The 22,506-nt window shown below is 43.0% G+C and carries 17 protein-coding genes; 9 read left to right on the forward strand and 8 right to left on the reverse strand.

All coding sequences use genetic code 11. The features are described from left to right. Positions 1-113: 113 nt before the first annotated feature. The gene (locus R8O70_RS21980) at positions 114-1,142 is read right to left on the reverse strand and encodes an amino acid ABC transporter substrate-binding protein (RefSeq protein WP_005377403.1); all 1,029 of its coding nucleotides are present in this window, start codon (positions 1,140-1,142) and stop codon (positions 114-116) included. Between the two features lie 460 nt (positions 1,143-1,602). On the opposite strand from R8O70_RS21980, the gene R8O70_RS21985 reads away from it, so the two are divergent. Next, on the forward strand, positions 1,603-2,523 hold the full coding sequence (locus tag R8O70_RS21985; RefSeq protein ID WP_258624336.1) for a bifunctional precorrin-2 dehydrogenase/sirohydrochlorin ferrochelatase: 921 nt from the start codon (positions 1,603-1,605) through the stop codon (positions 2,521-2,523). A 102-nt stretch (positions 2,524-2,625) separates the two neighbouring features. Here the strand turns inward: R8O70_RS21985 and R8O70_RS21990 are convergent, their stop codons facing one another. Together R8O70_RS21990 and R8O70_RS21995 are read right to left on the reverse strand one after the other, a co-directional pair. Then, positions 2,626-3,108, reverse strand: a complete 483-nt coding sequence (locus R8O70_RS21990) for a YajQ family cyclic di-GMP-binding protein (RefSeq protein ID WP_005377415.1) — start codon at positions 3,106-3,108, stop codon at positions 2,626-2,628. A gap of 21 nt (positions 3,109-3,129) precedes the next feature. Beyond that, positions 3,130-4,188 (reverse strand): 3-deoxy-7-phosphoheptulonate synthase, encoded by a 1,059-nt coding sequence (locus R8O70_RS21995; RefSeq protein WP_047102331.1) that lies wholly within the window; start codon positions 4,186-4,188, stop codon positions 3,130-3,132. 372 nt (positions 4,189-4,560) lie between these two features. On the opposite strand from R8O70_RS21995, the gene R8O70_RS22000 reads away from it, so the two are divergent. Next, positions 4,561-5,058 (forward strand): DUF4442 domain-containing protein, encoded by a 498-nt coding sequence (locus R8O70_RS22000; protein ID WP_005377418.1) that lies wholly within the window; start codon positions 4,561-4,563, stop codon positions 5,056-5,058. 33 nt (positions 5,059-5,091) lie between these two features. On the opposite strand, the gene R8O70_RS22005 is transcribed toward R8O70_RS22000, so the two are convergent. Then, on the reverse strand, positions 5,092-6,444 hold the full coding sequence (locus R8O70_RS22005; protein ID WP_005377421.1) for a hypothetical protein: 1,353 nt from the start codon (positions 6,442-6,444) through the stop codon (positions 5,092-5,094). Between the two features lie 192 nt (positions 6,445-6,636). Between R8O70_RS22005 and R8O70_RS22010 the strand changes: the two genes are divergently transcribed. Next, positions 6,637-7,470 (forward strand): S1 RNA-binding domain-containing protein, encoded by an 834-nt coding sequence (locus R8O70_RS22010; RefSeq protein ID WP_017633794.1) that lies wholly within the window; start codon positions 6,637-6,639, stop codon positions 7,468-7,470. Between the two features lie 282 nt (positions 7,471-7,752). Here the strand turns inward: R8O70_RS22010 and rsmF are convergent, their stop codons facing one another. From rsmF to R8O70_RS22030, 4 genes are all read right to left on the reverse strand, one after another. Continuing rightward, positions 7,753-9,189 carry a 16S rRNA (cytosine(1407)-C(5))-methyltransferase RsmF gene (gene rsmF / locus R8O70_RS22015; protein ID WP_248486608.1) on the reverse strand — a complete coding sequence of 479 codons (1,437 nt, stop codon included), beginning with the start codon at positions 9,187-9,189 and terminating at the stop codon, positions 7,753-7,755. Between the two features lie 150 nt (positions 9,190-9,339). Beyond that, positions 9,340-11,988: a PqiB family protein gene (locus tag R8O70_RS22020; RefSeq protein ID WP_258624333.1), complete on the reverse strand. Its 2,649-nt coding sequence runs from the start codon at positions 11,986-11,988 to the stop codon at positions 9,340-9,342. Continuing rightward, on the reverse strand, positions 11,981-13,231 hold the full coding sequence (locus R8O70_RS22025; protein WP_005377429.1) for a paraquat-inducible protein A: 1,251 nt from the start codon (positions 13,229-13,231) through the stop codon (positions 11,981-11,983). The genes R8O70_RS22020 and R8O70_RS22025 overlap by 8 nt, the downstream gene beginning before the upstream one ends. 24 nt (positions 13,232-13,255) lie before the next feature. Further along, positions 13,256-15,052 (reverse strand): ABC transporter ATP-binding protein, encoded by a 1,797-nt coding sequence (locus R8O70_RS22030; RefSeq protein ID WP_005377431.1) that lies wholly within the window; start codon positions 15,050-15,052, stop codon positions 13,256-13,258. A gap of 92 nt (positions 15,053-15,144) precedes the next feature. On the opposite strand from R8O70_RS22030, the gene R8O70_RS22035 reads away from it, so the two are divergent. The 6 genes from R8O70_RS22035 (at position 15,145) to R8O70_RS22060 (ending at position 22,343) form a co-directional block, all read left to right on the forward strand. Further along, positions 15,145-15,618 (forward strand): GAF domain-containing protein, encoded by a 474-nt coding sequence (locus R8O70_RS22035; RefSeq protein WP_005377433.1) that lies wholly within the window; start codon positions 15,145-15,147, stop codon positions 15,616-15,618. A gap of 97 nt (positions 15,619-15,715) precedes the next feature. Further along, positions 15,716-16,342, forward strand: coding sequence for an RNA chaperone ProQ (gene proQ, locus R8O70_RS22040; protein WP_005377435.1), 627 nt, complete (start codon positions 15,716-15,718; stop codon positions 16,340-16,342). Between the two features lie 17 nt (positions 16,343-16,359). Next, positions 16,360-18,366, forward strand: a complete 2,007-nt coding sequence (gene prc, locus R8O70_RS22045; protein ID WP_033905323.1) for a carboxy terminal-processing peptidase — start codon at positions 16,360-16,362, stop codon at positions 18,364-18,366. Between the two features lie 194 nt (positions 18,367-18,560). Next, positions 18,561-19,226 carry a hypothetical protein gene (locus R8O70_RS22050; RefSeq protein WP_005377438.1) on the forward strand — a complete coding sequence of 222 codons (666 nt, stop codon included), beginning with the start codon at positions 18,561-18,563 and terminating at the stop codon, positions 19,224-19,226. 226 nt (positions 19,227-19,452) lie between these two features. Beyond that, on the forward strand, positions 19,453-22,059 hold the full coding sequence (gene pepN / locus R8O70_RS22055) for an aminopeptidase N (RefSeq protein ID WP_054574165.1): 2,607 nt from the start codon (positions 19,453-19,455) through the stop codon (positions 22,057-22,059). A gap of 65 nt (positions 22,060-22,124) precedes the next feature. Next, positions 22,125-22,343 carry a DUF2835 domain-containing protein gene (locus tag R8O70_RS22060; RefSeq protein WP_005377440.1) on the forward strand — a complete coding sequence of 73 codons (219 nt, stop codon included), beginning with the start codon at positions 22,125-22,127 and terminating at the stop codon, positions 22,341-22,343. The last annotated feature ends 163 nt before the right edge of the window (positions 22,344-22,506 follow it).

The raw sequence follows: 22,506 nt of genomic DNA on the forward strand, positions 1-22,506 counted from the left end.
TTAAAGCCGTTCCACCAAGCGAGCGCTTTTCGCCATCCAATGAGCGATCCTTACTCATACAGTGAGATATAATCAAGAAAAAGGGCGGCATGAACCGCCCTGATTAACTCTTTCTATCGGATTGGTGGCGCGTACATAAAGCCGCCTGCATTCCATAGCGCATTAACGCCACGAGAGATTTCTAATGGCGAACCAGTACCGACTGTACGTTCGAAGCTTTCACCATAGTTACCAACTTGTTTGATAACCTGGTAGCCCCAATCGTCACGGATACCCAACCCTTTGCCTTTAGGGCCATCAACACCGAGGATACGTTTGATGTTTGGATCTGTTGACTTCAGCATTTCATCCGCATTCTTCGAACTAATACCGTATTCTTCAGCGTTAATCATCGCAGACAATGTCCACTTAGCGATGTTAAACCATTGATCATCGCCTTGACGAACGACTGGACCTAGTGGCTCTTTAGAGATGATTTCTGGAAGAACGGCCGCAGAGGACGGATCTTTCAAATTCAAACGCAGTGCATAAAGGCCAGATTGGTCAGTTGTTAATACGTCACAGCGTCCCGCATCAAAACCTTTCGAAGTTTGCGCCGCTGTGTCGAATACCACAGGTTTGTACGCCATGCCTTGGTTGCGGAAATAATCTGCAAGGTTTAGCTCGGTTGTTGTACCTGATTGAACACATACCGACGCACCATCAAGCTCTTTAGCACTTGATATACCAAGTTCCTTCTTCACCATAAAACCTTGACCGTCGTAGTAGTTCACACCTACGAAGTTTAGGCCCAGTGCAGTGTCACGGTGGAGAGTCCAGGTCGTGTTACGGGAAAGCACATCAATCTCACCAGATTGAAGCGCAGTGAAACGTTCTTTTGCGGTTAGGGGTACATATTTAACTTTCGTTTTATCCCCAAGAACGGCTGCAGCCAGTGCTTGGCAATATTCTACGTCGATACCTTCCCATTCGCCTTTTGAGTTAGGGTTAGAGAAACCAGGTAGACCGGTACTTACGCCACAAGTAAGAAAACCTTGTTTTGTGACTTTGTCCAGAGTAGTGTCTGCTGCTTGAGCTGATGTTGCCATCATCGCAGTAGAAGCCGCTACGACGGAAGCAAGAACTGTGAGTTTATTTGCCATTTGTATCCTTCCTGTATGATCCATGTTTAATCAGGAGTGACCTGAAATAACGTGTCCAATTCGTTAGAGTTATCGTCCTACGTGATTGATTTTCGAAGAAACGGCATTCGATAGATCAACCAGTTATAAGCGTAGGAAAGGATCTGTTAATTCTCAAATATATAATTTAAATGAAGTTTTGAGAGAACTTACAAAGTGCCTTGAGATTTAGAATGACGAAATGTTAATTGTTTGTAAATAGTGCAATTCATGGACAATTTGGTGCATCAGAACAATCAATAGAAGAGTGAACAATACAAAAGAATAAAAAGTTGTTATTAAAACTGTCATTAGCTGAGCAAGGTGAAGTTCAGTAAAAATTCAAACAAAAATTATTTGTGATACCGAAACAGGGTGATGAGCTTGCCCCATTTTTGGTAGCATGGTCTACAACAGCTAATTAGAGTAATCATGGATTGAAATGCGATATTTTCCTCTGTTCTTAGATTTAATTAATAAACCCGTTCTCGTCGTGGGTGGCGGTGAGGTGGCAAGCCGAAAGGTGGAAGCGTTGCTAAAGGCTGGGGCGGATGTGACTATCGTTTCTCCGACGTTGGTTGATTTTCTGTCTAAGCTTGCTTCTGAGCATCAACTGCGCTGGGTACAACGTTTCTATTCGAGTGACATTGTCACTAAAAACTTTGTTCAAGTGTGGGCGACGACAGACAATCCTGAGCTAAATCACCAAGTGTACAAAGATGCCAAAGATCTAGGCATCTTGGTTAACGTTGTGGATGATAAGCCTTATTGTGATTTCATCACGCCGTCAATGATTAATCGTGGCCGCATCCAAATCGCTATCTCTAGTGGTGGAGCTTCGCCAGTTTTAATTCGAAACATCCGTGAAAAGCTTGAATCGATACTGCCACAAAACATGGGGTTGATGGCGGATTTTGCTAACTCAAAGCGAAACTCAATTAAAGAGGCACTGCCTAGCGTCGATTTACGCCGCAAGTTTTGGGAGCAATTTTTCTCGAATCCCGAGGTGGAAAACGCGCGAGATAATCGTGAGTTAGAAGCAATTTACCAAGCGACCATGGCAACACCTTTAGATGAAAAGGGAAGTTGTACTTGGATACATGTTGGGAAAGATGTTGAGATGTTGCCAATAAAAGCCGTACGCTATATGCAACAAGCGGAGCTGGCTCTGTACTCAACTCGATGTGAAGCGAATGTGTTAGAACTAATACGCAGAGATGCAGAAAGAGAAGCTTTCTCGAGCGCTGCTGAGCTTTCGGATATGCTGGCCAAGGCTAAAGCTGAAAAGCTTCGAATTTGCGTGTTCATACCACAAGGAACGAGCGAATTCGTATTGCTGCAAGGGCAGGACTTGGTTATCTAGCAATGCCAAATGCTAAAAGTGGATACGTAGTTCGTTACACAAAAGCCAATAAAAAACGCCAGCGGATTATGCGCTGGCGTTTTTACTTACTTCTCAGATTGATTAATCACGGAAGTTGTTAAACTGGAATGGGATACCCATCTCTGCTTCACGAATCGCTGCCATTGTCGCTTGCAGGTCGTCGCGTTTCTTACCAGTAACACGTACTTTGTCGCCTTGAATAGAAGCTTGTACTTTTAACTTTGCGTCTTTGATAAGTTTCACTACTTTTTTCGCCGTTGGAGTATCAATACCTTGGCGGAAAAGCAGAGTTTGGTGCCAGTTTTTACCAGTAACGTCTGGGTCTTGTGCATCCATTGCGTTCGCGTCAATGTTACGCTTCGCTAAGTGGCCGCGTAAAATGTCGCGCATTTGCTTAAGTTGGAAGTCACCTTCCGCAGACATTTTTACGTTTTCTTCTACTAGCTCAAAGCTCGCATTTACGTTGCGGAAATCGAAACGAGTAGACAATTCACGGTTAGCATTATCAACGGCGTTACGTAGTTCAACCGTATCGATTTCAGAAACAATATCAAACGATGGCATGAAGATTCCTTGATTATTTTGTTATAGGGACTTTCGGGACTTAACAGCGCTTGCCAGCATATCTAGCATTGTAGCAGTGTCTTCCCAACCTAGGCACGGATCTGTAATAGACTGACCATACGTTAGGTTATTGATGTCAGTCATTGGCTGATTGCCTTCAAGAATAAAGCTTTCGGCCATGATACCCGCAATACGAGTGCTGCCTGACTTAATTTGGTTACAAATGTCCTGAGCTACGTCGATTTGTTTTCTGTGTTGCTTCTGACAGTTTGAATGGCTGAAATCCACAACCAAACGTTGTGGCAATCCAAACTCAGCTAAAGCATCACATGCTTGTTTGACTGATGCTTCATCAAAGTTAGGGCCTTTTTCTCCACCGCGCAGAATAATATGACCGTAAGGGTTGCCACTTGTGCGGTAAACCGTCATTCGACCGTTCTTATCTGGCGAGTAGAAGTAATGCGATGCTTTCGATGCGCGAATTGCATCAATTGCAATTTTTACGTTGCCATTTGTGCCATTTTTGAAACCAACTGGGCAAGATAGTGCCGACGCCATTTCACGGTGAATTTGTGATTCCGTTGTGCGAGCACCAATCGCGCCCCAAGTGATCAAATCCGCGATGTATTGGCCAGTGATCATATCAAGAAACTCAGTAGCAGTCGCAAGACCAAGCTTGTTGATATCCAGTAGTAGTTTACGAGCTTTATGAAGACCAGCTTCAAGTGCGTAAGAACCATCTAGGTTAGGGTCCGTAATCAAACCTTTCCAACCAACTACTGTACGAGGCTTTTCAAAGTAAGTACGCATCACGATAAACAGTTCGTCTTTGTACTTGTCTTGGATTTCACTCAGGCGAGTGGCGTAATCAATGGCAGCTTCAGTGTCGTGAACAGAACACGGACCTACAATCGCAAGAAGGCGATCGTCTTCACCCGATAAAATGTTTTCAATCTGACGACGAGATTGAGCGATACGGTCTGCAACGTCATCCGTAATAGGATGTACACTACCTAGCTCTGCTGGGGTAGGCATTGGACCCAAAGGCTGGGTTCTCAATTCATCTGTTTTTATAGGCATGTTATAGCTTTATTCTCTATTGCGAAGGGGTAAAGATAACGGAATTACAGGCAGGAATAAACCGTTTCACGGGAATCTTCGCCAGGAAATACCGAATTGTATACAAAGGTGTAGGTATTCATTTAAATGACTTATGTATAAATGACAAAACTTGATCATTAAATCAATATATATACATTTGAATTTATAACCATTTTATCTATCTCGCTGTAAGGTAATCTAAGTAACTGCGATAAACTTCATACCTCACGGGTGACGCCGTCACTTCATGAGGGTTAAATAACTCGTGAGATCGAGCTTTTGTTAACATTTCTTTGACATCTATTTCTTTCGTTGATTAACTGGTCTGACTAGATTGGTAAGGAGACCAAAATGTTATCAGCTCTACGTCGTGCGAATTTGTATCTAAATCTGTTTGGCTTTTCGAAAGTGCCGCTGATTTGGCTTTGCCACCCTAAAATCATTGCGATAGATAGCAAGCATGTTGAGGTTCGTATCCCATTGCGCAGAAGAACGAAGAACCACCTGAATAGCATGTATTTCGGCGCTTTAGCCGTTGGCGCTGATGTTGCTGGTGGTTTTCTTGCTATGAGTAAAGCGCAAGAAAAGGGAGAAGCGATCTCGCTAGCATTTAAAGGTGTGAAAGCCGAGTTTTTAAAGCGCCCGGAAGCCGATGTGCACTTTGTTTGTAACGATGGTCATGTCATTGATGAGATGCTCGAGCACACCTTGGCAACGGGTGAACGAGTAAATCGTGACGTAAAAATTGTCGCGCTGTGTCCTAACTTACATGGTGACGAGCCAATGGCTGAATTTTCGCTTACTCTTTCGATAAAAAAAGCAGCCCAACAAAGAAAAGAGGCTGCCTAGTGGTTTGTGGCTCGTTTGTTTAAAGGCGTTGGCTTAATTGAGTTCAATCTTCTCGATAGAGACGATTTTGGAGCGATTTAAGACCACTTTCCAGCGGTAATAAACAGGCTCATCGGTGTGGTTGTCCTCTTTGACAATCACATTGAGCAAATGACGTTTCTCTACTGACTCTTTGGTTACTTGACCTTCATTTAAACGGTAAACTCGGTTTGAGCTTTTATCCATCAAGCGGATGATAGGGCGTAAACTGATGTTCAATGTTTCTCTCGTTTGTTCGTAACCACTCAAGAAAAGAGAGGTCGCCATTTCGGTTTTCTCGTGATAATGAAGAATCTGCTCTTCACGTTGCACGACGCGCTTTTTCCGTATTCTTTGAATCTTATCCGGCAAGCTACTTAAGGTACGATAATCGAGCCACTCCAATTTTTTGCCGACCACTTTTTTCGTCGTTGGATCAACATACTTCTTACGCCATTTTGGCTTGCCTTTACGGATCCATCGCCACATGGCATCGCGTAAATCATCTTTAAAGATTTCTCGTAAAGCGTAAATAAAAGACATCGCGATAATGAATGAGGCAGAAATTTCCCCCAGATAATCGCGAGCGAGAATCACTGTCGAGGTCACGACAACCATCACTAAACCGGTTGCAATACCTTTGATAGCGCGCTTAATGTTGTTACCCATCGATATGGTTTCTTCACGAAGCACGATAGGGTGTTCAATCAATCGCCTTAGCAAGCGCATTTTGTTAGATAAGCGAGTAACGTCTTCAACGACTCTTGATGAGTTGTATTTGTTGAGTTTACGATGGGCTTGCTCTTTCTCACATAGCGTGATCAGGCGCTTCTTGATCGTGCCATAGTCGCCTTCACGTGGGAGATGAGCCACCAGTGACAGGAACTTTTGCTCGGTATACCAAGACAGATAGTTATCGATGTTAACGTAGTAGCGTTTTAAGTTCTCTTCATAAGGAATAGAACGCCGCAAGCGCTTTAAGATCTCAAGCGTGAGCTCGATAACTTCGTCCACTTCATCTTCCGTTACGGAGTTGTTCTCATGCTTGTTTAAACTTGCTACCGCTTTGTCTAACGCGATAACGTATTGGTAAGCGAACAAACTCAAACTTACTCGGTATTGCTGATTCGACAGGCGTCCACGTTTGGCAAGTCGACTGTGTACTAGCGGAAGAAGGATTTCAGTACTGTAATAAGATCGTTGCTGTGTGATTGAGGTGTAATAAAATTCGGATTCACTGATGATATCGGCGTTTAAACCAAGCTCACCAGGTATAAAAAAGTAAATATCTAGGTCGACACTTTTGCTCTTTGCGAGTGCATGACTGATTTTTAATGTTATTGAGTCTTGTTTATCGACGGTGACCAAAGAAAGCTCCTGACTTTGCTAAAGCATTCTTAACTTATGCGTTCCGTTGAGCAGGTAAGTATAAGAGTGCTAAAAGAGTGACTGGGGCATATAGCTGAACGACAACAGCATAACAGAGCACTATGCTTTTCTCTCTGATTTTCTTGTTAGTTTAGGTATAATTCCACGTAAATTTAAAAAGAGACAAAATCAATGATTAAAATTGGTCAAATTAACAGCTTAGAAGTCATTAAAAAGGCTGATTTTGGCGTATTTCTGGATGGCGATGATTACGGTTCTGTTCTACTACCTAGTAAGTATGTACCAGAGGGTACTGAAATTGGTGAGCATGTAGACGTATTTCTGTACTTCGATTCAGAAAGCCAACTTGCTGCGACCATTGAAAGACCAATTGCCCAAGTGGGTGAATGGGGTTTAATGAAGATTGAGGGTGTGAATGCGACAGGTGCTTTTGTAAATTGGGGCATCAAAGAAAAGGACTTACTGATTCCTTTTAGTGAGCAACGCACTCGCTTCTCTGCCGGACAAACCATTTTAGTGTATGTTTATACCGACAAAGCGTCAGGTCGCATTGTTGGTACGACTAAGTTCAATAAATGGTTAGATAAAACTCCAGCGAATTATGAAGTTAACGAGCAAGTTGATTTGATCATCGCAGAGCGTAGTCAACTTGGTTATAAAGCTATCGTTAACGGTAAGCATTGGGGCATGATTTTCCCATCGGATGTTTTTGGTAAGCTTTACATCGGTAAAAAGCTGAAAGGCTTTATTAAGCACATTCGTGAAGATGGCAAAATCGACCTTGCTCTACAAAAAGTCGGTGTGGCGAAAATGGACGATCTTTCTAGTAAGATCCTTGACCTGCTAGAGAAGAAAGGCGGATTTTTGCCTTTGAATGACAAGTCTTCTCCTGAAGCGATTTTTGATGCTTTCCGCACAAGTAAAGGGACTTATAAAAAGACCATCGGTGGCTTATACAAGCAGGGTAAAATTGTCATTGAGAAAGACGGTATTCGTCTAGCGTAGTCCTAACTCACGTATAGCGGATCTGCAGCCAAAAAAACGGCCCAAACTTTTCCTTTTTTTGGGCCTAGGGGAAACGGCTCCGCAGAGCCTGCGCTAAACTTGTCCAACAATAATTTTGTTGGTGAACATAGAGAGAAATGCCACATCAAAGCATTACTTTGATACAACTAGTTTAGTACAGCGTATCCGGATCGCTAGCGAGCCCAGTTGCTTTCATACGTACGAATTAAAAAGCCATCGCAAATACGATGGCTTTTCATTTATTTATGATTCGCTACTTCTTTAAAATAAGTTCTTATCTCGTACTAATTCGCGAGGAAGACCGTTCTTAATTCTGTTGCTTACCCATTTTCCAAGGCCAATGACTGCGCCTTGATAGGTGACAAGCACTTCGCCTTTACCTGTTTTCATTCCCTCAGGAATCGTTTGTGGGCGAACATCACGTCCCATGTACCATTCGCGCGCTTCTTCAATGGTTAGCTCGATGGCGTTTGCCTCAGAGCCCGTCGCTAATGCCGTTGCCACCTGATGCTGCCAACGGTAGCCATTTTTATGGGCTTCCGCGATCTTTATACCCATACGGGAGAAGCGTAATTCGCCGATCATCGGTTCTAAAGCATTAGGGAATAACCAGACATCTTTATCGCGAAGCCATACAGAACTGTCATTTGGAAGTTTAATACCTAACGCGCTTTGGAGTTGTTGAGCAATTTCTGTCGATTCTTTTTTTGAAGTTTTAGCAAAGGGGAATTTCCCCATGCGCTTTTTGACTTCTGGCGCCTCAACAGCAGCCAGTTTGCGAATTCTTGCAACAAAGAACCCTTCACAGTCGTAGACCTGCGGGAAAATATGCAAAAAGCCTTCTTCAGTTAGAGCTGCCTCTGCGTTCTCAAACAAGTTCTCAAGGCTTTCAAACTCTACAGCATCCCCAAAGGTTTCTTTCAAGTGATGACAAACTTGTTGGTTTTCTTCTGTACTGAGCGTACATGTTGAGTAAACCATCACACCACCGGGCTTTAATGCATGGAAGGCGCTTTCAATAAGATCTTTCTGCGTGTCAGCGATGTCGAGTACGGAAGCTTGCGTCCAGTTTTTCATCGCATCTTCGTCTTTGCGAACGGTGCCTTCTCCAGAGCAAGGCGCGTCGAGCAAAACCGCATCAAATTGTTCTGGTAGCCAACCGCCAAAAACGCGTCCATCGAAGTTACTTAGTGCGGCGTTACGTACCCCACAACGTTCCACATTAGCGTGCAGTACTTTTACACGACTTGCGGCGTATTCATTGGCCACAAGTACACCTTCGTTGTTCATTAAAGCTGCAATTTGAGTGGTTTTTGAGCCTGGAGCGGCTGCGGTATCTAACACGGCATCGTAAGATTCATCATTCATAAACAGAGCAGATACCGGCATCATCGAACTGGCTTCTTGAATGTAGAATAAGCCAGACATGTGTTCTGCTGTGTTGCCTAATGGTACAACTGACTCGTCCGCTTCAATCCAAAACCCCGTGTCACACCAAGGCACAGGAGAAAGCTTCCAGCCTTTTGTTTCTGCTCGTTCTAAAAACGCTTCAACGCTGATCTTCAACGTATTAACTCGAATACTCTTGCGCAGTGGCTTTTGGCACGATGCGATAAAGTCTTCCATGTTGAGGTGAGCTGGAAGGATAGTTTGGATTTTTTCCAGAAACGCGTCTGGGATGTAAACATTAGGATGCAATGTGGGATCTCGTTTGCAGAATTTGTGGCAAATAATATACGAAAGCGAAGCAGAAACGAATAGTGACAAGGGCCGAGCAATAAAAAAGAGCAGCGATTGCTGCTCTTTTAAGGTACTCAAACTTCAATTGTACCTGAATTGAGCTTTATTCTACGGCTTAGGAATCGCAGTACGCCATTGAGTCCAACCTTCTTCAGCTTGTGGATACAAAAAGAAAGATTGCCCACTTTTTGCCGCTGGTGGAATAGTCGATTGCTCTGGCGTTGAAAACGCAATTCCTCCGCGAACTAAACTATCAAATGTGCCTGCTTTGATGTTCGCGCCAGTAAGCCCGATGGAGACATCTACTCCTGAAACATTCCAAAACACGCTGTTTTGACGAACGAGGTAAGCATATTCAGGCTGTATTTTGATAGTCGTGACGATGCGATCAGCAAATTCTCCTAGGCTTACGTCGGTCACTTGGCCAACTTCCATCTGGCGGTAAAGAATAGGGGTACCGACTTGTACTGAGCCTCTTTGTTCACTTTGTAACGTAAACATGATTCCATGCACGCGTTCTGAACTATTTTCTAACTGAAAATCAAATTTGGCTTTACCTTTACCTGGTTCAACACTGATGGATTTCGACACCAACGCTCCGAGGTTTTTAACGCCACCTAAACCAATTTCTGGTTCAGTTAGCCAAAAATGTGAGCCTTCAACCGCAATGTTTTCTACGTATTCAGGTAGGATCCTTGCAGTGACTTCAACCATGTTACGACGAAAATTCGGTACAACCAGAGTGATTTCACCAACTTTAACACCTTGATATTCAATCGGCATTCCTTTAGCAATCTCTTGCGAACCGTCGGTTTCTAAAGCAATGACGCGCCCAAACTTGCGAGCGGTTTTTTGATCAGAATACAGCTTCCAGTTTTCTCCGATTTTGTTTTCAACGCCTGGCACGGAGTCAAAAGCGATGCCACCTTCTATTAACGATTTCAAAGGGTGTGCTTTCACACTGACGCCAGCTAATGATGCATCTATCTCAATCCCTGAACGATTCCAAAAAACGGTTTGTGGCGTTACAAGATAAGCGAAGCGGTTTTCGATAGTAGCCTTAATTAGTACTCCGCCATCAACTAGTTGGAAATCGGAGACGTTACCAACTGGAAGATTACGATAGAGTAGAGGGCTGCCTTTGGAAATCGGCGGCAATTCAGAAGCAAATAGTGTTAGAGCCCTAGAGCCACTTTGATTGTACTGCGCCAATTCAGCCAATGATTCATTTTGGAACAGTTGATACTCTTTTTGAATATCCTGCTTGCCTTCGCTCACAAAACTAATTGACCCGGTTAACAACTGCTTTGCTGGAGGAACGGTAACGCTGAGCCCGGATTCAGTTAACTCTGCTGATGCACTGCCGGTTACATAAAAACGATTGTTTGATTTGATCAGATGTTTGTATTCATGGTCAATCAATACATCCATAAATACTTCGTGTTGTGATTTTTTATCTTCCTTAACTAGGCCCACGTTGATGATTGAACCAACAACGATGCCTTTATAAAGTACATTGGCACCGCTATCTAGGCCAAACGAATTGTCGGACACCAACCGAATCGCGATGGACTTTTCTTGCTGTTGGTTAAACACGTTTTTACGAATGGCAGTAAAGCGGCGAGAGCGTTCACCCGCTCCCGGCACGATCGTTAAGAAGTTTCCTCGCACTAAATTAGCAATGTTTTCAACACCAGAAAGGGACACTTTTGCTTCTTCTAAAACAAATCGAGTACCTGTCGTCAGCATGTCACTAAAAGCGGGTTGAATTGCCGCTGACGCCAATATCACTTCTCGACCCTCGGAAAGGCTCAAGTCCGTCACTTGGCCAATTTCGATTCCGCGATACATAATTGGAGCGCCTTCTCCGCTGATCTTGCTGTCATCAGGTAGGACGATTTTAACCGCGATGCCTCGACCAGCAGTTTTCAAATCTTTATACAAACGGAACTCGGTGTTCTCTTCTACAGGCTCACCATCATCCGGAGAGTCGACGGCGATGGCGCCACCTAGTAAGGCACTCATGCTTTCTAGTCTTACATCGACACCTTCAAAACCGATGCTGGCACCAATTCCACTGACGTTCCAGAATCGACTGCGGTTGTTAATGATATGTCGGTATTGATCCTGAATGTTGGCTTGAATAGTGATAGATTTTGCATCTTCATCTAGCTGGTAACTGTACACTTCACCGATTGGGATTTTCTTATAAACAATTTGAGAGCCAACCGATACACCACCTAAATCACGGCTTTTGAGCTTAATATTCAAACCTTGAGAAACGCGTAAATCTGTTGGGGCAGAGTCTAACGCATGGAATGTTGTCTCAAACTCTTGACCATCTCCGGGTTGAATCGAGATGTAGTTACCTGAGACGAGCGCATCCAGTCCGGAAACTCCCGTTAGGCTAGCTGTTGGTTTTACTAACCAAAAGCGTGTTTTATCGTTCAGTAACTTTGCAGCTTCAGGATAGATATCAGCATCGACATAAATACTGCCGAGATCTTCGGTGAGGTTAATGTCTCTTACCATGCCGACTTCTAATCCTTGGTAACGGATAGTGGTTCGGCCGGCGACAAGACCTGCGGCATCAGAAAAATAGATTTGCACTCGTTGTCCTGCATCGTGTATCGACTTCACAACAAGCCAGCCAGCTAAGACCATGGTCAAAATTGGCAACAGCCAAAGAGGAGATATGCCTTTACTCCGCTTTACATCTGGTACGTATGACGTTTGAGAACTGTTCTGATCACTCATTCATTGACTCTTTTTCTGATTGTTTTGGGCTTGTTTGGTCCCAGATTAGCCTTGGATCAATACTTTCTGCTGCAAGCATGGTCAATACAACGACAACACCAAATGCTACCGCGCCATATCCTGGTGTGAAATCCAGTATCTGACCACGATCGACTAACGTCATCATGATAGAAATAACAAACAAATCCATCACAGACCATTTACCGATCCATTTAACAACAAAGTAAACCATCATTCGTTGTCTCTTAAACACCGAACGTTTGAATTGGATGCAAAGCATGATGTAGGCGAGCCCAAGTATTTTAATCACCGGGACAACGATACTGGCAACAAAAATGATCGCAGCGATTCCATACATGCCGCTTTTTACCAAACCAGCCACGCCTGAAAAAATAGTGTCCTCCAAACGCTTACCATTGGTAAGCAAGATGGAAATAGGGATCAGGTTAGCGGGGAAGATGGCGACCGTTGCTGCGATGAGGTAAGCCCATGTTTTCTGAATGGAGTTTGGCTTGCGATGATATAACTCGTGATGACAACGCTGGCAATGGTCACCTTCAGGCTGGGACAAGTGGCATTCATGGCAATGCACATCTTTATGCTCAAAAGCATATAAACTTTCTGGTTTCCAAGCTTCCCAATAACGACGCACGCTGATTCTTGAAACTAACAAAACGGTAAATATCTGCAAAAGAACCAGACCAATTAACCCTGGGCCGACGAAAATGTCGGAATAATCTTGGAGTTTAAAACAGGAAATGGCGATGCTAACTAAGAACACATCCAACATAACCCAATGCTTCAAATGTTGAATTAGCCACAGTGAGATACGAAGCCCACGGAACCATCGTTGATGTAAAGAAATATGCGCCGTTACCACTGAAACACAAACCGTCAGTGGCGCTAGAGAGCTACAAAATAGAATGAGCAATGAAAGAAGAACAAATCCTTCTTCCATCAATGTGATCATCCCTGAAGGCAGGGTTGCCGGAATCATCACACCAAAGAGTCGGATGCTAATAAAGTTAAAAAAGTGCGATGGAATAAATAGTAGGATACAGGTTATCGCGACGGCTAGATTACCAGAGAGGCTAGGGCTACCTCCGCGATATAATTGTGTACCACAACGAGGGCAGTGTGCATTTTTGCCATGGGGTAAGTCGACGATGTCGACAGGCAATTCACAACCTTGGCACAAACGTACGTTATTGGGTTGCATGGCGTGCTTAGACAGAGAGGTCATAACGACCTCTCTAGCTTGAACGATTTAAGCGTGGGACTGTATGCCCCCATATAAGGTTTGATATAAGCCTTCTTGCTCAACTAACTCACCATGAGTACCTGTTTGCGTCACTTTCCCATCTTCAAGCACGTAGATCAAATCGGCTTGTTTAACAGCGGATAGTCGGTGCGCAACGATTAATGTTGTTCTACCACGTAAGAACTCGGTCAGTGCTTTGTGTAAAGCCGCTTCAGTAGCGGTATCTAGCGCAGACGTGGCTTCGTCTAAAATAACAAATTGAGGATTACTCAGCACCATTCTAGCAATGGCAAGCCGTTGTCGTTGACCTCCTGACAAACGAATGCCATTACGACCAACTTGAGTATCCAAGCCGTGGTTAAGTTGAGAAATTACATCATGCAGCTGAGCCACTTCAAGCGCACGCCAAAGTGACATTTCGTCAAAATTACCACCAAGCGTTAGATTATGCCTCAAGGTGTCGTTAAATAGTATAGGTTGCTGTAATACCACGGCAATTTTGTCGCGAATTACTTCAAAGCCAATATCTTCTGTTAATTCATCATTAAAGCGAATGCTACCGGAGTTTTGACGGTAAACCCCAATAAGTAATTGTATCAAGGTTGACTTACCACCGCCGCTTGCACCAACCAACGCCACTTTCTTTCCTGCCGGCATATGTAAAGAAAGATTATCTAGGACTTTGTTTTCATTATTGTAAGAGAAATTAATGTTTTCTACTTTAACATCAACTTCTCTACCTTCTTTGAAAGGATTTACCTTAGGAACCGGTCTCTGCTCTTCTTCTAACTCTAATAAGTCGTTGATGCGTTTTAATGCCGCTTTAGCGCTATACCAAGAAAACTGAATCCCAAGCAACTCTTGAACAGGAGACAGCATGAACCATAGGTAACCAAAAACGGCAAATATTTGGCCAATAGTAAGGTCACTGAACATGACCATTAACATTGCGACAGCTCTGAATAATTCAAAGCCGATCAAAAAGAGAAGGAAAGATACGCGACCAGCCGCTTCAGATTGCCAAGCATACTTGTCTGCATCAACGCGAACTTGGTTCGCACTGTCTTTGAGTTGTTGGAGGAATTCTCGTTCTTTATTGGCCGCGCGTAGTTGGTAGATTCCATCTAATGTTTCAACTAAGCGGTTTTGGAAAATTTCAAAAGAATGATTTTCCTTCCGTTTCAGATGTTTAACCATACTGCCTAGTTTACGTGAGAAGTAAATGACAATAGGGTTAACTAACAGGATAAACAGACCAAGTCGCCAATCGAGCCAAAGTAGAACGATAGCAGTACCAATAACAGTCAGAAAACTGATAACGAATTTTGCTAACGTAGAACCAATAAATTTATCAATGGTCTCAATGTCAGTGATAAGGTGTGCGTTGATTCCTCCGCTACCTTTGGTTTCGTATTGTCGGATGCTGATACGGCCGAGTTTGTCGATCATTTTACTGCGCATCTCAAACGTGATGGTTTTTGAAACAAGCGTAAATTGTCGGCTTTGAAGGATATTTAATCCTTGGCTCGCAGCTCGCATAAGAACAACCAAGAACAGGGTGAAGAAAATATAGCCTGTCGGAGTGTGCCACGCTTCAGGGAGAATGGCATTCATGGCATCTAAGCCTTTTGCAGGTTGGTCCAATAAGACCTCATCAACCATCAAAGGCATGAGGAGGGGAATTGGAACACTAATCAAGGTTGCAAGCACCGCTATCAAGTTCGCTATGATCAGCTTGGACTTGTGCTTTTTTACTTGTGTTATCAACCAAGAACGGCTAATAGTGTCATTTTTCAGAAGCATTGTAATTGAGAATAAGTCCTATTATAAAGTAGGGCTGCATTTTAGCGCCATACATTGAGAATGGAAGCTTTTATAGTAAGTAGGAAGTTAATATGAACTTAGAACAATACCAAAGACTAACCAAACAAGCTGTTGCTCTAATTGAGTCTGAACCAGACTTTATTGCGAACCTAGCAAACTTGAGCTCATTGCTTTTCATGGAACTTGACGATCTTAACTGGGCAGGCTTTTACCTAACGAAAGGTGAAGAGCTTGTTCTTGGTCCGTTCCAAGGAAAACCAGCTTGTGTTCGTATCCCAATGGGTCGAGGCGTCTGCGGTACTGCTGCACAAACTAATACTATACAAAGAGTATACGACGTTCACGAATTTGAGGGGCATATTGCGTGCGATGCAGCGAGCAATTCAGAAATTGTGATTCCATTTTCTATTAATGGAAAGGTGGTTGGTGTACTTGATATTGATAGTCCAAGTATTGGCCGATTTAATGAAACAGACGAAGAAGGTCTCACTCATTTCATGGTTGAAGTAGAAAAGCTGCTTAATTCACACGCGAACGACGCATAAATTAGCCTTCGAGTGTGGTTTTTCCTTGGCATGTCACTATAATACGAGAATATTTTTTCTTAATGCTCGCGGAAATCCGCTCAAATCAGGACCCCTCATGACTGAAAAGTTAAAAAACAGCAAAGAAGTTATTGCATATATTGCTGAATGTTTCCCTAAGTGCTTTACTTTAGAAGGTGAAGCAAAACCTCTGAAAATTGGTATTTTTCAAGATCTTGCGGAACGTCTAAATGAAGACGAAAAAGTAAGCAAAACACAGCTTCGTGCAGCGTTAAGACAGTACACTTCATCATGGCGTTACCTACACGGTGTAAAACCAGGTGCAGTACGTGTAGACCTAGATGGCAACCCTTGTGGTGAGCTAGAAGAAGAGCACGTTGAACACGCGAAAGCGACACTTGCAGAAAGCAAGGCGAAAGTTCAGGCTCGTCGTAAAGAACAAGCACAAAAAGCTCGTGAAGAGGGTAAGGCGAAAGCGAAACCTGCGGCTAAAAAGCCTCAACAGCCTCGTCGTACTAATAAACCAAAAGTACAAAAACCAACTAAGCCTGTAGAAACGCGCGCTCTAAATGCTGATGAAATCACAGTAGGTAACGCAGTTAACGTGAACATGGGCAAAGGAAACATGGCAGCGACCATTGTTGAAATCAATAAGGATGATGTACGTGTTCAACTTGCTAACGGCCTACAAATGGTTGTGAAAGCGGAGCACTTGCGCGCATAAAGGAGATACTCCTACGCATGAATTGCCGTTCAAAAGTGACCCTGATTGCTGCTAGCTTATGGCTAGCAGCATCAGCTCAGGCTCTTGAAGCCAAACTACATAAAGATGACCTGCCGGTTCTTTCTCCTGAAGTTCAGCATGAAACAGCTAGCAAACGAGTCACCTCGCGATTTACCCGCTCTCATTATAAGCACTTCAGCCTCAATGATGATTTCTCTAAAGCGATATTTGAACGCTATGTAGAGTTGCTTGATTACAATAGAAATATTTTCACTCAAGCAGACATCGATTCATTTAAAAATTGGTCAGTCGAGCTTGATGATCAGCTTAAATCGGGCAACAACCAAATTGCTTTTGATGTTTACAACCTCTCAATGCAGAAGCGTTTCGATCGTTTTGCTTATGCGTTAACTCTACTCGATGAAGAGATCAAGTTTGATACCGATGACGAGATAGAGTTAGACCGCTCTGAGGCAGCATGGCCAAAAGACGAAGCAGAGCTCAACGAGTTGTGGCGCAAGCGTGTGAAATATGACGCGTTAAATCTGAAACTGACTGGCAAAGAGTGGCCAGAGATTAAAGAAGTTTTAGAGAAGCGTTATAACAACGCGATGAAGCGCATCACACAGACCAACAATGAAGACGCATTTCAGTTGTATATGAATGCCTTCGCGCGACAGGTTGACCCTCATACAAGCTACCTTTCTCCACGTAATGCCGAGCAATTCCAATCGGAAATGAACCTTTCTCTAGAAGGCATCGGCGCCGTTTTGCAAATGACAGACGATTACACAGTAATTCGTTCACTTGTTGTTGGCGGTCCGGCATCAAAGAGTAAGCAACTTGGTGAAGGGGACCGAATCACTGGTGTTGGACAAGACGGTGAAGAAATTGTCGACGTGATCGGTTGGCGTCTGGATGATGTTGTTCAGTTAATCAAAGGCCCTAAAGGCACAAAGGTTAATCTACAGATCTTGCCAGAAGGTAACGATGCGAAGAGTTACATTGTCACAATTGTTCGTGACAAAGTTCGCTTAGAAGATCGTGCGGTTAAGTCAGAAATCATCGAAAAAGACGGTAAGAAGATTGGTATTTTAGAAGTACCAAGTTTCTACGTCGGCTTATCGAAAGACACCGATAAATTACTAGCTGAGTTGAAAACCAAAAACGTTGACGGCGTAATCGTTGATCTACGCAACAATGGCGGTGGTGCGCTAACAGAAGCAACGGCATTGACAGGTCTATTCATTAAAGAAGGCCCTGTAGTTCAAGTCCGTGACAGCTATGGCCGCATCAAGGTGAATGCCGATACCGATGGAAAAGTGAGTTATGATGGCCCATTGACGGTATTGATTAACCGCTACAGTGCTTCAGCATCTGAAATTTTTGCAGCGGCAATGCAAGATTATAATCGTGCAATCATCTTAGGTGAAAACTCTTTCGGTAAAGGTACAGTTCAGCAACATCGTTCACTGAATCATATTTATGATCTTTTCGATAAAGAGCTAGGTTATGTTCAGTACACGATTCAGAAATTTTATCGTATTGACGGTGGAAGTACGCAAAATCGTGGTGTTGCACCAGATATTTCGTACCCAACGCCAATTGAGGCTTCTGAAACTGGTGAAAGTGTTGAAGACAATGCTTTACCTTGGGATCAGATTGATAAAGCACAATATCAAACGTTTCCAAGTAACGACGCCTTAGTTGAAAAACTTACTGCTCTTCATAACAAGCGTATTTCTGATGAGATGGAGTTCCGCTTTATCAATGAAGACATCGAGAAATATCGTAAAGAAAAAGACGATAATACTTTGTCTTTGAACGAGAAAGTTCGTAAAGCTGAATCGGATAAAGCGGAAGCACTTCGATTACAACGCATAAATGAACGTCAAGCTGCTTTGGGTAAAAAAGCATTCAAAACATTGGATGACATACCAAAAGACTACGAGGCTCCTGATGTTTATTTAGATGAGTCTGTCGCGATTATGGTCGATCTACTTAAGCAGGAAAATCAGTCATAATAACTGGCAATTTAGAATAAAAAGAGTGAGTCTTTCAGATTCACTCTTTTTTTATGCCTTTTTGTCTTCCGCTGTCTCGATATCGAGCAAGATATTCGCTTATTTTCCCCCAATAATTTACGTGATCTACATCTAAAATTTCGCGAAAGTGAGGACTACTGGCTAAGCTAAAAGAAAACGATAAGGATGCCGATATGAAGTGGTTCTTTATTTTACTTAGCTTTTGCTGCTTTAGTGTGTTTGGTGGAGAAAACACCAGAGAAGATGAATTAAGTCACTTTGACACGCCGTTTCTCATCGGAGACTGGTATTTGATGAACCCAAACCCCGAAGAGTCGGCTGAAAACTTTCGTGCGATCAAACTCTCATTAGGTTCTGACTACAGCTTTTCTATTGATATTCAAAAGAAAGACTATTCCGTTGACCATTGGGAAGGGCTGTATAACGCAAATGAAGACACCATCGTTCTTGGTTTAAACACCGACGAGCCTCAAATTTATGCCTATCGCAACAACCATAATACGCTTGATCTTAATGGTGTAACATTCACTAAGGGATTATCCAATTCACTTGCAGGTATTTGGTCTAGCTCTCACGTATCTGGCGACGGTCTTGTGGCCAACAACATTAATCAGATGGATTTGATACTTCAACCTGATTTCGTGTTCATGTTTAGGGTTTCGAACGAAGAAGGGGATGAGTCCATCAAACAAGGTGTGTTTTACACAGAAGATGAGTTTTTGGTTCTGTTGTATGAAAATGGCGAGCATGGAACCACGTATAAGCTCAACAAGAATGAGCTAACGATCGAAGATTCCAATGGTGATATGTACGCCGTACTCAATAGAGTTACGCCATGATGCCTTTAACATGCGCCAAATTACGCGTGCGTACGGTAAGTCATTAATGTTGTTTAAATGTTAATCAAAAAACGGAGCTAGAGCACTAAAAGCTCCGTTTTTTGATAGAAAGACTTGTATTCTGATACCACAACCCCTACAAATAGCTTATATAGTGATACCAGAACTGCATTTTTGATCATGCAGTCTGGTATTTTTGTTGTTCGACATACAAGGATTTATGCTCATGTCTCAAGCTCCCCAGGCCAAATATCGTAAAGATTATAAAGAGCCATCTCATGCGATTACTGATATCGATCTTACTTTTGATCTATATGACAATGACACAATCGTTACGGCGGTATCAAAAGTTGCTCAAAAAGGCGATACAACAACGCTAGAACTCGATGGCGAAGGGCTTGAGCTACGCGCTGTAAAAGTAAATGGTGAGGATTGGGCTCATCACGAGGTGAAGGAGTCATCGCTGGTACTGACCGATCTTCCATCCGAGTTTGAACTTGAAATCGTCACCAAAATTGATCCTGAAGCGAATACAGCACTCGAAGGTTTGTACAAATCAGGCGGTGCATTTTGTACTCAGTGTGAGGCTGAGGGCTTTCGCCGTATCACGTACTATCTAGACCGTCCGGATGTTCTAGCAAAATACACAACAAAAGTGATCGCAGATAAAGCTGCTTACCCATATTTGCTGAGCAATGGTAACCGAATTGCAGAAGGCGATGCAGAGAACGGTCGTCACTGGGTTCAATGGCAGGATCCGCATCCAAAACCAGCTTACTTGTTCGCCCTTGTTGCAGGCGACTTTGATGTATTGCGTGACAAATATACAACGATGTCAGGTCGCAGTGTTGATTTAGAAATCTTTGTTGATAAAGGTAACTTAGATCGTGCAGGCCATGCGATGACATCGCTGATCAACTCGATGAAGTGGGATGAGGAACGCTTTGGCCTAGAATACGATCTGGATATTTACATGATCGTTGCTGTTGATTTCTTCAACATGGGTGCAATGGAAAACAAAGGCTTGAACATTTTTAACTCAAAATATGTGCTGGCGAACGATCAAACTGCGACAGATCGTGATTATTTAGGCATCGAAGCTGTGATCGGTCATGAGTACTTCCACAACTGGACTGGCAACCGTGTCACTTGTCGTGACTGGTTCCAACTAAGTCTAAAAGAAGGCTTAACCGTATTCCGAGACCAAGAATTCTCTTCTGACTTAGGCTCTCGTGCTGATAACCGTATTGATAACGTACGTATTATTCGTGGTCCTCAATTTGCGGAAGATGCAAGCCCAATGTCTCACCCGATTCGTCCTGACAAAGTCATTGAGATGAATAACTTCTACACGCTAACGGTGTATGAAAAGGGCAGCGAAGTTATTCGTATGTACCATACACTCCTTGGCGAAGAGGGCTTCCAAAAAGGAATGAAACTTTATTTTGAACGTCACGATGGTACCGCCGCGACGTGTGAAGACTTTGTTTCTGCAATGGAAGATGCCACCGGTGTTGATTTAAAACAGTTCCGTCTGTGGTACAGCCAATCGGGTACACCAACGCTGCGCGTAAATAGCGAATACAACGCTGATGCAAAAACTTACGCACTAACGGTAGAGCAATTTACGGAGCCGACGCAAGACCAAGCAGAAAAACAAGCGCTGCATATTCCGTTCGATATCGAGTTGTATGATTCGAAAGGTCGAGTTATCCCACTGGTGATTAACGGTGAATCAGTTAATAACGTGCTGGATATTAAACAAGATAAGCAAACGTTCGTATTTGAAAATGTCGAAGAACAGCCAGTGCCATCTTTGTTGCGTGAATTCTCGGCACCAGTCAAATTAGAATACGATTACAGCGATGACGAGTTAGTCTTCTTGATGAAGCACGCAACGAACGATTTTGCTCGATGGGACGCTAGCCAAATGCTATTGGCTAAATACATTCGTCAGAATGTGAAAAACGTTCAAGCGGGACAAGAAGTATCGCTTTCTGAAGGTGTGATAGATGCTTTCCGCGGTGTGCTGTTGGATGAAACGCTTGAGCCAGCTTTCATTGCTCAAGTTTTCTCTATGCCTTCAATCAATGAGATTACTGGTTGGTACCAGCAAATTGATATCGATGCCGTAGACAAAGTGCTAAACAGCATTACAGTGTCACTTTCTAAGGAATTAGAAGATGAGCTAAGTGCGACTTATCACACGCTTAAGCAAACAGAGTATACGATCGACCATGCTGCTATTGGCAAGCGTGCTTTACGTAACCGTTGCCTTCAGTACCTAGCATATACGGAAAAAGGTAATGATTTAGTCAACGCGCAGTACGCATCTGCAAATAACATGACAGATACGATTGCTGCGATGAGTGCCGCAAATAACGCTCAGCTCGAGTGTCGTGAAGCACTTATGGCTGATTATAGCGATAAATGGAAGCACGATGGTTTGGTTATGGATAAGTGGTTTGCACTGCAAGGTAGCAATCCTGCAGAGGATGCTCTTGAAAAAGTAAAAGCAACCATGAACCACGAAGCATTTAGTTTGAAAAATCCGAACCGTACGCGCAGCTTAATTGGCTCGTTCTTAAGTGCGAACCCTGTACGTTTCCATGATAAATCCGGTGTAGGTTACCAATTTGCCGGTGAAATTCTTCGCCAACTAAATGATTCGAACCCACAAGTAGCTTCTCGAATGATTGATCCTTTGCTTAAGTTCCGTAAATACGATGAAGCTCGCCAAGCAATGATTCGTGCAGAACTTGAAAAGCTCAAAGCAATGGATAATCTTGCTAAAGATCTATTCGAAAAAGTGACTAAAGCACTAGACGAATAGTAAACAACACAATAGGGTGGTCATTAAGACCACCTTATTTGTTTATGTCACTTAGTTTTCACTTCATGAACTATTACTACTTCAATCTCAACATTTCATATCAAACGTTTTTATCTCATTATTCTGGTGCGGCAAGTGTTGTTCAAGTTGTCACACACAACGGTTTGCGTTTGCAGTTACCCGCCGCGAGATTTAGACCATTTCTTAGTCAATTGGGCGTTAGAGGCCAGTTTAGACTAACAACTGACCAAAATAATAAGTTTCTTAAGTTAGAAACTCTGTGATGTATTGTATTTGCAGAGAGTTAAATAGGAATCTTAGTCACAGAATCGGACATTTCACCTCTTACCACTACGATTAGTTGTTAAACATTTGTAATTATGCTTTTACAATGGGCACATGCATTACCTATGCTTAGTTTCTAAGGTAACAACCTAGCTACTAAGT

It is taken from the genome of Vibrio sp. 779(2023) (assembly GCF_033344285.1).
Lineage (GTDB): Bacteria > Pseudomonadota > Gammaproteobacteria > Enterobacterales > Vibrionaceae > Vibrio > Vibrio alginolyticus.